This window comes from Streptomyces virginiae, from assembly GCF_000720455.1.
Lineage (GTDB): Bacteria > Actinomycetota > Actinomycetes > Streptomycetales > Streptomycetaceae > Streptomyces > Streptomyces virginiae.
The window spans coordinates 154416-167332 of sequence record NZ_JOAK01000004.1; the positions used below are offsets into that span (position 1 = coordinate 154416).

Here is a 12917-nt window from a genome sequence, read left to right on the forward strand (position 1 = left end):
CCGGCCACGCGCCACGTCGTACGGCGGGGCTACGACTTCGCCTTCTTCTCCCGCGGCCAGATGGTGTAGGACCACGACCAGAGGGTGTCGATCACCCAGATGGTCAGCCAGATCCGGCCCAGCCAGACCAGCGGCCCGCGCTGGTCGTCGGGCACGCTGCCGTCCGTGATCTGCCATACGAGCCAACTGGAGTCCAGGGCCCACAGGACCAGCTGCCCCAGCGCGAACGCGACCGTGTGGATGTACCAGTCACGGCGCTCCTTGCGGGCGTGCTCCTTCGGCCCCAGGGCGGGCTCCGCCGAAGGCTGCGCCGGTTCCGGCTTGCTCGTGTCCATGTCTTCTCCGTCCTGTGTCATGTGTACTGTTTCCGGCCCGGCATCGGCATCGGCACCGGCCCCTGCTCCGGCCGGAGCCGCCGTCCCGGCCTCGTTCTCCTCCCGCGGCAGGCGCAGGACGCGGACCGCGAACGGCACCACGGCCGCCCCCACAGCGGAGGTGGCGGCGGCCGCCGCGCAGGCGGCGACCCAGCCGAGTTCCTCGTAGAGCACCCCCATCACCAGCGGCCCGGCCACCACACCGGCCAGGCGCGCGGTCTCGTAGAGGCCCATGCCCCGGCCGATCCGGCCGCCGGACGCGGCGGCCACGGTCGCCTGCTCGACGGGGATCTGCGCCGCGAAACAGGCGGCGGCCACGGTCCAGAACACGGCGATCGCGAGGGGCGTGGAGACGACCGCCAGCCCCGCGGCGAACAGCGCGCCCGCCACGAACGAGGCGATCATCGTCGGGGTCCGGCCCAGCCGGTCGGTGAGGTGGTGGGTGTGCTCCGGCAGCAGCACGAACACCACGAAGCCGGGGGCGAAGACCATGGCGATCTCGTTGGGCGACAGGCCCAGATCCCCCTGCAGCCGCAGAAGCAACAGCATCCACAGCCCTGCTTCGGCGGCGGCCGTCACCGCGGACACCACCATCAGCGGCAGCAGCCGGCGCTCGGCCGCACCGCGTCGGAGCAGCCCTCCCGCCCCCGGAGCGTCCGCGCCCGGGCGGGCCGGCCGGCTGCTCGGCCCGCGCAGCAGCAGGGCCGCGGCCAGCACGCAGGCGGCGGCGCCCAGCCAGAACAGCGCCGGATAGCCGGTCCGTTCCAGCAGGGAGAACGCCACCAGGTATCCCACGAAGGCGCCTTGGCCTTCGGCGGAGAGCAACTTCCCGTAGGCGGCGGTGCCGTCGCCGTCCCGTGCCTCCTGCCCGGTCCAGGCCCGCAGAGCGACCCAGAACAGCGCGCCGCCCGCGCCGCCCAGGCCCGCCGCGGCGAAGGCCACCGGCAGGGAGCCGGCGAGCGCGTACCCCGCGAAGGACAGGGCGTACAGGCCCGCGCCGGCCGCGGCCACCCGCCGCTGGTCGAAGCGGTCGGCCAGTTCCCCGGCCAGGGGGCGCACGATCAGCGAGAGCACCGCCTCGAAGGCGATGAGGGCGCCCACCACGGACGCGCCGGCCTCCAGCGTCGAGCCGGCCCACAGCGGCAGCAGGAAGTCCAGCACCTCGGCCGGGGCGCTCGCGAACAGCGCAGCCGACAGGACCCGGCGGCCTGCCGGGTCCGTCGGCGTCCTGGTCCCGGCGCTCACGTTTCGAGCGCCGTCTTGGGGGTGATCACCCGGGTGGGGATGGACTTGTTGGTGATCCGCGCGAACATGTTGCGCGGGCCCGGGATCCACACCTCGTCGACCGCCGCCGTGTGCAGGCCCCGCAGGATGGTCTGCCAGTGGACGGGGGTGGTCCAGCCGTCCAGCAGGTCCTGCTTGATCTCCTCGGGATCGGTCAGGAGCCGCCCGTCGACGTCGGACAGGACCGGTATCCCCGGGGTGTGCCACGGCACGGTGCCGTAGACCTCGTCGTGCAGGCGCGCGCGCAGCCCGGAGACGGCGGAGCAGTGCTCGGCGCGGTTCATCGTGTAGAAGGGGAAACCCCCCTCCTCGCGGACCCGCTGTTCGAAACGCTCCAGGGAGCGCAGCGACGCGGACACCGCGTGGACCTCCTCGTCGAGGACCACCGACAGCTCGATCCATTCACCGCGTGCGCGTGTCTCATCGACCAGCCGCTGCACCGTGTCGTGCGGGAGCCGGTAGAAGAAGTGGCAGCCCAGCGGTTCGTCGAGCGAGTCGAAGTAGTCCGTCTCGACGGCCACGCTGCGCCGGATCAGCTCCAGGGCGTCGGGGTAGGTCAGGGCGCCGGCCCAGACGGCGGCCATGAAGGCGCCGAAGCTCTGCCCGCCGCAGACGGCGGGCCGGCCGCCGTGGCGGTCCTGCGCGCAGTCGGCGAGGGCGAGGGTGAGTGCCATGAACCCGGTCTCGAACACCTCCCACTCGTAGATCGACGCCTCGCGGTAGGCGTCGGCCAGGCAGTAGCCCAACACCTCGTCCGCCTGGGCGAATCTGCGTCTGGCGTGGTCGTTCGTGGTGACGAACTCGCTGATCGCGTCGAATCGGGTGGGAATGAGCCCGGGGAAGAAGAGCGCTACGGCCATTGCCTCATCCTTGTCTCGCAGTCGTTCATTCGTCCTCGCGCAGCGGGAAGTCGCCGCCCGCCCCGGAGGTTCCCGGGGGGCTGTCGGCGAGGGACACCCTCACCTCGACCACTCCTGCCGTGTTGTTGTCCGCGCAGTGCTGCCACGCCGTATGGAGGACGCCGTGGAGATCGCCGGGGTTGTCGACCCGCCAGAATCCGAGACCGTACGCACCGGCCAGGCCCTCGGATCCGGTCGGGCGGTCGGCGGTGAAGGCGAACCGTGAGCCGGTGCCCGACACCCGGTCCAGGTTGGTCTGGAGCCACCCGTAGCCGCCGTTGTCGAGGACCACGTACAGCACGGCCACGCCCGCGTCGGCGACGGTGGGCAGTTCGGAGCGGAAGAGGTTGAAGGCACCGTCGCCGACCACGGCCACCACGGGCCGGCCCGGCTCGGCCAGGGCGACGCCCACGGCGGCCGCGGCGCCGAAGCCGAGCGGGGTCTGCTCGCTGGGCACGACGGACCCGCCGAGGGCCCCGCAGCTCCAGTGGGGGTAGAAGTACGACCACATGTCCTGCAGGCCGTTCTCCTGGACGAGGACGCGGGTCTCGGGAACGGCGCCGGCGAGGGCGGACAGCACGCGCGCCACCGGTACGCCCGCGGCCGGCCCGGCGGCGTCGGCCGCCGCGTCCGCGGCCGCCGCCCGCTCGGCCGCGCGTGCGGCGTGGGCCTCCCGTACGGCGTGGACCCGTTCGGTCCAGGCGGTGTCGCCCGCGTGCCCGTCCAGCAGCCGGGACCAGGCCGCGACGGTCCGTCCGACGTCGCCCAGCACGCCGGTGCCCGGCCTCCCGGTGACGAGGCTCTCCTCCCCCGTCACCACCTGGATCACCGGGAGCCCGGCGGCGTCCGGCCAGCCGAAGGTCGCCGTCTCCTCCAGCCGGCTGCCGAGCGCGATCACCAGGTCGCTCTCGCGCCACAGCCGGTCGGCGGGGGCCACCGTGTAGAGGCCCGACACTCCGCAGAAGAGCGGGTGGTCCTCGGCGATCGTGCCCCGGCCGGACGCGGTGGTGAAGATCGCGGCGCCGAGCCGCTCGGCGAAGGCCTCCAGGAGGCGGTCGGCGTTGCGGTGGCGGGCGCCGCCGCCCACCAGCAGCAGGGGCCGCCGGGCCGCGGCGATGGCGTCGGCGGTGGTCCGCAGGACTTCGAGGTCCGGGGTCTGCCGCTGCGGGGCGGCCGACCGCCAGGGGCCGACGCGGGTGACCGGTTCCCCGGCCGTCTGTTCCGCGATCTCTACGTACACGGGGCCGGGCGTGCCGTTGACGGCGACGGCGACGGCCTTCTCCAGTACGCCCGCCAGCCGGTCGGGGTGGTCGACCCGCGCCGCCCACTTGACGTAAGGACGCACCGCTGCGAGCTGGTCGAGCTCCTGGAACGCCCCCGTGCCCAGCCGGTCCAGGGCGGTGCCGCCGGCGATGAGCACGACGGGCGCGGCGGCGGAGGCGGCCTCCAGCACCCCCGTGAGGGTGTTGGTCAGGGCCGGGCCCTTGCCCACCGCGCAGATGCCGGGCCGCCCGGAGGCGAGGGCGTAACCGGTCGCCATGAACAAGGCGTTGCGCTGGTCCCGGCACAGGACGAACCGGGTGTCGGTGCCCTCCAGGGCGCCCAGCAGGTCCATGTCGTCGCCGGGCAGGCCGAAGACGACGCCGGCGCCGAGGTGGTGCAGGTGGTCGGCGACGGCGTGCCAGGCGCCGGGATACGTACGGTCGTTCATCGGCCGGCCGCCGGGAGGTGCTCGGCGACGGCCTTGGAGACGAGGACCGGCTCGGTCCAGATCTCCGTGCCGTCGGTGATGTAGTTCGCCATCCGCCCGTATCCGCCGAAGGGGGCGTTGCCGTCGTCGATGGACAGCAGGGTGGTGTCGAGGGTGACGGTGGTGCGCCGGCGCAGGGCGTCGGCCAGGGCGGGGGCGTGGCCGTACACGCTGGATCCGAGGGCGCGTTCGGTGAACACCGCGGTGGTGAGGGTGGCCGCCAGGGTCTCCGGGTCGCGGTAGGCGACGACGTTGAAGACCGGTGCGAAGAACTCCGGCACCGGGGTGCGCGGGGTCACCTCCTCGCCCACGACGACGGTGGGCTCCATCCGCCGCTCGCGGAAGTCGACATGACCGCCGTGGACGATGTTGCGGCGGTTGCGGGCCAGGAACTGGGCGGCCTCCTCCAGCGCGCCGTCGTAGAAGACGGGCCCGTAGTCGGCGTCCGGATCGGTGTAGGGCCCGTAGCGCAGGGCCTTGATTTCGGTGACGAGGGTGTCGAGGAACTCGTCGAGCAGGTCCTCCTGGACGCAGAACAGGTCCGGGCCCAGGCAGTCCTGGCCTGCGTTGTGCATCCGGATCTCCACGGCGTCCCGCGCCGCCTTCGCGAGGTCGGCGCCCGGGGCGACGACGAAGGGGTTGACCCCGGAGCCGAGGAACAGGAACAGCTGGCCCGGGGACAGTTGGGGCCTGATCTGCTCGGCGTTGCGGTAGGCGCCGGTGAAGACGACGACGTCGGCCGGCCGGACGTGCTCGCGCAGGAATTCGCGCTGGCTGGCATTGGTCAGTTCGATCGGCAGCCCGTGGCGCGCGGCGAGCAGCCGGTGCAGCCTGCCCATCTGGTCCTTGACCTGACTGGAGGGGCGGAAGACCAGGCGGTCCGCGTAGAGGGCGGGCACCAGCAGGTACAGGGCGTACGAGTACAGGACGACGTTGGACGGCATGTAGACCGCCAGTCGCGGGACCCGGCCCGGGCGGTACGTCTCGAACTCGGCGAGCGCGCCGTCGAGCGTGGCGATGGTCGCCTCGATCTCGTATCCGGCGGCGCGGTGCGTGGAGATCTCGCAGAGCAGGTCGTGGACGGCGCCGGGGTCGCCGGCCAGGAAGTCCCGGACGGCGCGGAGTGCCTCCAGGCGTCCGGGGTCGGGGACCTGCACCGGCTCGTCGAGAGCGGTCGGCCAGGCGGGAGCGGAGCTCATGTATCCCTCCTCGGGGCGGAGTCCATGGAGAGTCAGCGTCAACCCCTTGTCATTGATTGTCAAGTTCAGTCATGCCTGTCATGGCTGTTGATCGGTCCGCATGCCCCGCAGCGCGGGCGCCGCCCAGCAGCCGCAGACCACCAGCAGATAGGCGCAGGCGAGCGTGAGGATCGTCGGGCGCAGGCCGGCGGCGCCCACGAGCACCACCGTCAGGGAGGCCCCGAGCGGAACGGCCACCAGCCCGGCCGTGTCGACCGCGGCCGACACCCGCCCGTACTGCTCACGCGGAACGCTGCGCTGGAACACGCCGGTCCGGAGCGGACCCACCGGGGCGGCGAAGGCGCCGAGCAGCGCGAGCAGTACGGCGCCGACGGCGAGGGAGGGCAGGGCGGCGAGGGCGCCGATCGACAGGGCCACCGCCAAGCCCGAACCGAGGTACACCCGGCGGGCGCCGAGCCGGTGCCCGGCGACGGCGTAGCCCACCGTGCCGGCCACCGCCCCCAGCCCGAAGGCCGTGAGCAGGACGCCCAGGCCGGCCGCGCTCCCCAGGTGCTGGTAGGCGTACGTCACCAGGACCACGCCGGCCAGTCCGCTGTCCAGGCCGTTGAAGGCGGTCCCGGACACCGCCATGGCCCGCAGCAGCCGGTGCTCGCGCAGCGTGCGCAGCCCCGAGCGCAACTCGGCCAGGTAGGTCCCGGCGGCCCGTGCGCCCGGGGCCGCGGCCCGGCCGGCCGCGATCCAGCCGAGGATGAGGGCCGCCGCCAGCAGGCAGGCCGCCGCGTCGACGAGCAGGACGTCGGCGACCCCGAGCAGGGCGACGGCCGCTCCCCCCAGGGGCGGCCCGCACAACTGGGCGATCTGGTGGACTCCGCCGAGCAGCGCGTTGCCCCGCTCCAGCGGCATCTCCGCATCCGCGGACAGCTCGGGCACCAGACCGGTGACGGCGGCGGAGGCGGGAATGTCCAGCACATTGGCGGCCACGACGAGTGCCGCGAGTACGGGGAAGTTCAGCATCTCCAGCGCGTGCATGACCGGAATGCACGCCGCCCCGATACCGCCGACCGCATACGAGAGCACCGCCGTCGCCCGGAATCCCCAACGGTCCACCAGGGGGCCGGAAACGAATCCGACGGCTCCCGAGGCGACGGCGCCCAGGGCGACGAGGATTCCGGTCTGCGCCACGCTGCCGGTCGTCTGCAGCACGAACCACGGGACGGCGACGACCATCATCGCCTCGCCGACCGAAGCGACCGCCACGGCCCCCAACAGGACATAGATGCCCCACCGGCGCCGCCGGCCCGGCCGTCCATCGATTGTCATGAGTATTGACTTTAACATGACTCGAATGTGACTACATGAATACCCCAAGAATGCGCAAAAATCGGCACTGGTGTACGACTCAGCCCTGCGGGACGCGCCATGTCGGGTAGAATCTTTGTCACACTCCGTAAATATCCATCCGCCCTTCAACCACACAGCGAGCCGAACCTTGACGATCGAGCAGCCAGCATTCGGGAAACGCGTCCGGGAAAGCCGTCGCCTCCAGGGCCTGTCCCAGGGGGACCTGGCCGGCGAGGGCGTCTCGTCCAGCTACGTGTCGCTGGTGGAGAGCGGTCACCGGATCCCCAGCCTCAAGGCGGCCAAGGTCATCGCCGGGCGGCTCGGGGTGACGCTCGAGGAGCTGTGCGAGCCCGAGGCGCAGGACCGCCGGCGCACCCACCGGCTCCAGCTGGTCGGCCTGCTGGTGGCGGCCCGCTCCAGCCAGCTGGCCGGGGGCTGGGCCGCGGCCAGGAGCCAGCTGGACGCAGTCGTCCGGCAGGCCGGCGACGGCGGGTTCGACGAGGTGCGCTGGGAGGCCCGCTGGGAACTGGCCACCGTGCTCGACCGACTCGGTGCCGACGCCGAGCGCGAGGCGACCCTGCTGGAGCTGCTGGACGACCCGATCACCACCGCCGCGCAGCTCATGCGCACCCGGGCGGCGATCGAACTCGCCGACCTCTACCGGCGCACGGGGCGCCTCTCCGACGCCGTCACCTTCGCGGAGGAGGCCTCCGGCGCCGCCACCGGTCTCGACGCGGGCCGGCCCGAACGCGTCCAGGCCCAGGTCGTGCTGCTGACGGCGTACGTGGAGAGCGGCGAGTGGCACCGCGCGAAGAGCCTCGGCGACGCACTGCTCGACGAGGTGCCCACGGTGGCGGCCGAACCGCTGCGCGCGTGCGCGCTCTGGGCGGCGGCCGGTGCCCGCCACCTCGGTGGTGGCAGCGAGGCCCTCGGCCTGCTGGCCGAGGCGGACGGGCTGCTCGGCGGGGCGGACGACGTCCGGCTGCGCATCCGTCTGGACCGGGCCCGCGCCCTGCTGGCACTCGCCACCGGCGACGCGAGCGCCGAAGCCCTGCTGGAGCGGGTCCGCCATGCGCCGGTACTCTCCTCCGCGCCCACGGCCGCGGCCTGGCTCGCGGCCCTGGAGGCGCTGGCCGTCGTACGGTCCGGGGAGGCTTCCGCGGACGCCGCGGCCGCGGCCGCCGACGCGCTGGACCCCTCGGCGCTGGACCCGATCGACCGGGCCCGCTGCACGGTGATCCGGGCCCGCGCCCGGCGATCGGCGGATCAGGAGGAGGCGGCGGCCGCGGACTTCAGGGCGGCGGCCGCGGACTACGAGAAGGCCGGCGCCGTCCGGCTCGCGATGGAGACGTGGCGGGAGCTGAGCGCCCCCGGCCACGTCACCGGCGTCGACCCGCACGCCGTGCTCATGCCGTAGCGGGCTCCGGACATCGCAGTCTCCGGAACACCGCCCTGCGGACGGGAGCGGAGGCCGCCACGGCCGCCACCGTTCCCGCTCCGTCGGGCAGGTCCCGTACGTACGCCACGCCGCCCGCACCCCACGGCCCGGAGGCGGGCAGCGCCACCCTGCCGTCCGGCCCGGCGGCCAGCACGTCCACCTCGGCGGCGAGCGCGAAGGCTCCCCGCCCGGCCAGTCGCAGCGCCGCCTCCTTGCGGGCCCACATCCGGGCCAGGACCAAGGGCCGCCGTCCGGCCGCCGCCTCCCCCGCGAAGGCGCGCTCCGTTCGGCTGAAGGGCAACAAGGCCTCCGCCTCGACCGAGCCCGGGACCGTGACCGTACTGAGCGCCACCGACAGCCCCCGGGCGAGGGCGACGAGCAGCCCTCCGTCGTCCCGGCAGACCGCGAGCCCGAACGGCCCCGCGTCCCATCTCTGACGCCCCAGGTCGTCCCGTGTGAGCCGGACCTCGTCCGGCGGCCGCATCAGCAGGCGGCCGAGCAGGGCCCGGACCGTCCGGTCGGCCCCCGCGGAAGCCTTGTGCCGCATCTCTTCGGCGGGAGGGAATTCGCTCCCGTTCAGCACGGAGAAGACGTGGACCTCGCCCTCACCCACGTCGTACGGGCGGTCCGGCCGCGGCCATTCCTCTGGTAAATCCGATCCCCGTGCATCCTTTTCAGGTTGATGTATGTCATAGAGAAGATCATCCCCCGGCAATTTTCCCTCACATCTTCATTTACAGTCACCCGACACCGGTGCGCACCGGTACGGGGAATGAAATGGGTATTCATAGAAGCGCTCGGTCAAAGCGCTCTTTTGTCAACCGCTCGGCACCGGAGCTCGAAGCACCGGGGCGGGAAACGGCCTGCGGGACGCTCGGTCGGCTCGGCGCTGCGACCCCGCAGCCACTTGCCTCAGCACGTTCAGCAGGGCACACGGAACAGCAAACCTAACCTGGCGCGTTCGCCTCAGTCAACATCGACAGTGCCGATCTGACTCCAGCTGACCAGCGGTCATATTTCCTTGAAGGATTAACCGCTGACGCCCCGTCCGCAGGCGCGCTCCGGGGGCGCCGGGAGCCACCCAAAAGTCCGCTCCGGGTACGGGGAATGACGGCCGAATGACCTTCGCCGAACCTTCACACCCATCCGCCCTTCAGGTGCGCGACGCGCCGAGTGGCTTAAAACGCTCGTAGGTTTAGCACTCACCCGCGCCTTCGGCCGATCGGGCCCCCGCCTTTGCGGCCGTGACGGGACGCGACCCCTCGGTGACCGCACGGTCACACACCAAGCGGACTCACTTGCTCCGGGATTGCGTGCGGCCCTCGCACTCGACTTCGCCTCCAGTGCCGGCGTCGACCATCTGGAGTACACGCCCGGCGCGCTGCGCCCCGCCCGGCACCCGCGTGGGCTACATCGCTGTGGGTACGGTGTTGTCCCGGTAGGGCCGGGACGACGGGGCTGCTACCAATCAGTAAACAAGGGGACAACTCCGCTCACGACCGCAAAGAAAATGTGGGCCGTTCGTAGGGACTCGACAAAGAATCACCCGGGGCCGCTGACCGGGGAGACAGAGACCTTGGATACATGACGGGGCTACTGTGCAGTCGGGGATCCCCCTGACCTGGGGCGCCACAAGGGTTCTCCGGCGGTTCGACCCTCGCATCACACTCTGTGTGGGCAAGGTCACCACCGGGGAAGGGTCGAAAGGCCGTGTGGGCTGTCCCTAAACTCAGCTTGTTTCAAGGAGGGAGCCATCGTGCGCAAGGTGCTCATCGCCAACCGTGGCGAAATCGCTGTCCGCGTTGCTCGGGCCTGCCGGGACGCCGGGATCGCGAGCGTAGCCGTCTACGCCGATCCGGACCGGGACGCTCTGCACGTCCGCGCGGCAGACGAAGCTTTCGCGTTGGGCGGTGACACCCCGGCCGCGAGCTACCTGGACATCTCCAAGGTCCTCCAGGCCGCCGCCGACTCGGGTGCGGACGCCATCCACCCCGGATACGGCTTCCTGTCCGAGAACGCCGACTTCGCCCAGGCCGTGCTCGACGCCGGCCTGACCTGGATCGGCCCGCCGCCGCAGGCCATCCGTGACCTCGGCGACAAGGTGGCCGCCCGTCACATCGCCCAGCGCGCCGGCGCGCCGCTGGTCGCCGGTACGCCGGACCCGGTCTCCGGGGCCGACGAGGTCGTCGCCTTCGCCAAGGAGCACGGCCTGCCGATCGCCATCAAGGCCGCCTTCGGCGGCGGCGGCCGCGGCCTGAAGGTCGCCCGCAACCTCGAAGAGGTGCCGGAGCTCTACGAGTCCGCCGTCCGCGAGGCCGTCGCCGCCTTCGGCCGCGGCGAGTGCTTCGTCGAGCGCTACCTCGACAAGCCGCGCCACGTGGAGACCCAGTGCCTGGCCGACTCGCACGGGAACGTCGTCGTCGTCTCGACCCGTGACTGCTCCCTCCAGCGCCGCCACCAGAAGCTGGTGGAGGAGGCCCCCGCGCCGTTCCTGACCGAGGCTCAGAACGCGGAGCTGTACGCCGCGTCCAAGGCCATCCTGAAGGAGGCCGGCTACGTCGGCGCCGGCACGGTGGAGTTCCTCGTCTCCGCCGACGGCCTGATCTCCTTCCTGGAGGTCAACACCCGCCTGCAGGTCGAGCACCCGGTCACCGAAGAGGTCGCCGGCATCGACCTGGTCCGCGAGATGTTCCGCATCGCCGACGGCGAGGAGCTCGGCTACGGGGACCCGGTCCTGCGCGGCCACTCCATCGAGTTCCGCATCAACGGCGAGGACCCGGGCCGCGGCTTCCTGCCGGCGCCCGGCACGGTGACGAAGTTCGTCGCGCCGACCGGCCCGGGCGTCCGCCTGGACGCGGGCGTCGAGTCCGGCTCCGTCATCGGCCCGGCCTGGGACTCCCTGCTGGCCAAGCTCATCGTCACCGGCGCCACCCGCGAGCAGGCGCTCCAGCGCGCCGCCCGCGCGCTCGCCGAGTTCGAGGTCGAGGGCATGGCCACCGCCATCCCGTTCCACCGGGCGGTCGTCGCCGACCCCGCCTTCGCCCCGACCGACGGCAGCCCGTTCACCGTCTACACCCGCTGGATCGAGACCGAGTTCGTCAACGAGATCCCGGCGTTCACGGCTCCGGCCGCGGAGGAGACCGAGGACGAGCCGGGCCGCGAGACGGTCGTCGTCGAGGTCGGCGGCAAGCGCCTGGAGGTCTCGCTGCCGTCCTCCCTCGGCATGACCCTGGCCCGTACGGCCGCCGCGGGCGGCGCGAAGCCGAAGCGCCGCGCGGCCAAGAAGTCCGGTCCGGCAGCCTCCGGCGACACGCTCGCCTCCCCGATGCAGGGCACGATCGTCAAGGTCGCCGTCGAGGAGGGCCAGCAGGTCACCGAGGGCGAACTGATCGTCGTACTGGAAGCGATGAAGATGGAGCAGCCGCTCAACGCGCACCGCTCCGGCACCATCGTGGGCCTCACCGCCGAGGTCGGCGCCTCGGTCACTTCCGGCGCCACGATCTGCGAGATCAAGGACTGACGTCCCGATCGCGTCCGCGGACACGCGAAGGCCCCGCCCGGTCGGACCGGGTGGGGCCTTCGCGATGTCCGGGGTCTCCGGAGCGTCCCTATCGGCGCCGCATGTCGGCCACCCGCGCCCGCTCCGCCTGCTGCTCCAGCATCCCGCCGGGCGCGCTGCGCAGCTGGGCCGTGGGGCCGCCCCGCCGCTGCACGGGGAGGGGAGAGTCCCGGCGCGGTCGGCGTCCCTGCATGCCGTCCACACCGCCGGAGGCCACCGGACCGCCGGCCACGGTGATCTGGACGCCCTGGTCCGCCAGGGCCTGCAGCTCCGTGGCCGCCCGGTCGTCGTGCGGCGGGGGCTCGTCCGTGACCAGACGGGTCATCACGTCCGTCGGCACCGTCTGGAACATGGTGTCGGTGCCGAGCTTCGTGTGGTCCGCCAGCACCACCACCTCCGCGGCAGCCTGCACCAGCGCCCGGTCCACGCTCGCGCTGAGCATGTTGGACGTGGACAGCCCGCGCTCGGCGGTCAGGCCGCTCCCGGACAGGAAGGCCCGGGACACCCGCAACCCCTGCAGGGACTGCTCGGCACCGCTGCCCACGAGGGCGTAGTTGGACCCGCGCAGGGTGCCGCCCGTCATGACGACTTCGACCCGGTTGGCGTGGGCCAGCGCCTGGGCGACCAGGAGGGAGTTGGTCACGACGGTCAGGCCGGGCACCCGGGCGAGCCGGCGGGCCAGCTCCTGCGTCGTGGTGCCCGCGCCGACGACGACGGCCTCGCCCTCTTCCACGAGGCCGGCCGCGACATCGGCAATGGCGGTCTTCTCCGCCGTCGCGAGATGGGACTTTTGCGGAAAGCCGGACTCCCGCGTGAAACCGCCCGGCAAGACCGCACCGCCGTGTCGGCGGTCGAGGAGTCCTTCGGCCTCCAGTGCCCGCACGTCCCGCCGTACGGTCACTTCGGAGGTCTGGACGACGCGGGCGAGCTCCCGGAGCGACACCGCTCCGTTGGCCCGCACCATTTCGAGGATCAATTGGCGACGTTCTGCAGCGAACACGAAACTGACAGTAACCCCAACGACCGTCTGCTTTCAGCTCTTTGCGCCGGAATACCGAAGTTGTCCATAGAGC

9 protein-coding genes are annotated in these 12917 nt (G+C 72.4%); 2 read left to right on the forward strand and 7 right to left on the reverse strand.

Going from position 1 to position 12917, the window contains the following annotated elements; all coding sequences use genetic code 11:
- Positions 1-29: 29 nt before the first annotated feature.
- From IG86_RS0109030 to IG86_RS0109050, 5 genes are all read right to left on the reverse strand, one after another.
- Positions 30-1619, reverse strand: coding sequence for an MFS transporter (locus IG86_RS0109030; protein ID WP_030822906.1), 1590 nt, complete (start codon positions 1617-1619; stop codon positions 30-32).
- Positions 1616-2518, reverse strand: a complete 903-nt coding sequence (locus IG86_RS0109035) for an ACP S-malonyltransferase (RefSeq protein WP_030822904.1) — start codon at positions 2516-2518, stop codon at positions 1616-1618. Before IG86_RS0109035 ends, IG86_RS0109030 begins: the two co-directional genes overlap by 4 nt.
- Before the next feature lie 25 nt (positions 2519-2543).
- Complete coding sequence (locus tag IG86_RS0109040) at positions 2544-4268, reverse strand: thiamine pyrophosphate-binding protein (RefSeq protein ID WP_030896137.1); 1725 nt, start codon at positions 4266-4268, stop codon at positions 2544-2546.
- The gene (locus IG86_RS0109045; RefSeq protein WP_051785058.1) at positions 4265-5506 is read right to left on the reverse strand and encodes an aldehyde dehydrogenase family protein; all 1242 of its coding nucleotides are present in this window, start codon (positions 5504-5506) and stop codon (positions 4265-4267) included. The genes IG86_RS0109040 and IG86_RS0109045 overlap by 4 nt, the downstream gene beginning before the upstream one ends.
- 78 nt (positions 5507-5584) lie before the next feature.
- Complete coding sequence (locus IG86_RS0109050; RefSeq protein WP_157854797.1) at positions 5585-6826, reverse strand: MFS transporter; 1242 nt, start codon at positions 6824-6826, stop codon at positions 5585-5587.
- Between the two features lie 169 nt (positions 6827-6995).
- Here IG86_RS0109050 and IG86_RS0109055 point away from each other — a divergent pair, with 169 nt between their 5' ends.
- Positions 6996-8264: a helix-turn-helix domain-containing protein gene (locus IG86_RS0109055; RefSeq protein ID WP_078905855.1), complete on the forward strand. Its 1269-nt coding sequence runs from the start codon at positions 6996-6998 to the stop codon at positions 8262-8264.
- Here the strand turns inward: IG86_RS0109055 and IG86_RS0109060 are convergent.
- Positions 8254-8898, reverse strand: a complete 645-nt coding sequence (locus IG86_RS0109060) for a 4'-phosphopantetheinyl transferase family protein (RefSeq protein WP_030896147.1) — start codon at positions 8896-8898, stop codon at positions 8254-8256. The genes IG86_RS0109055 and IG86_RS0109060 overlap by 11 nt on opposite strands.
- A 1143-nt stretch (positions 8899-10041) precedes the next feature.
- On the opposite strand from IG86_RS0109060, the gene IG86_RS0109065 reads away from it, so the two are divergent.
- On the forward strand, positions 10042-11805 hold the full coding sequence (locus IG86_RS0109065) for an acetyl/propionyl/methylcrotonyl-CoA carboxylase subunit alpha (protein WP_030896150.1): 1764 nt from the start codon (positions 10042-10044) through the stop codon (positions 11803-11805).
- A gap of 88 nt (positions 11806-11893) precedes the next feature.
- Here the strand turns inward: IG86_RS0109065 and IG86_RS0109070 are convergent, their stop codons facing one another.
- A complete protein-coding gene (locus IG86_RS0109070; RefSeq protein WP_078658907.1) occupies positions 11894-12844 on the reverse strand; it encodes a DeoR/GlpR family DNA-binding transcription regulator in 951 nt (316 codons plus the stop codon).
- Between the last annotated feature and the right edge of the window lie 73 nt (positions 12845-12917).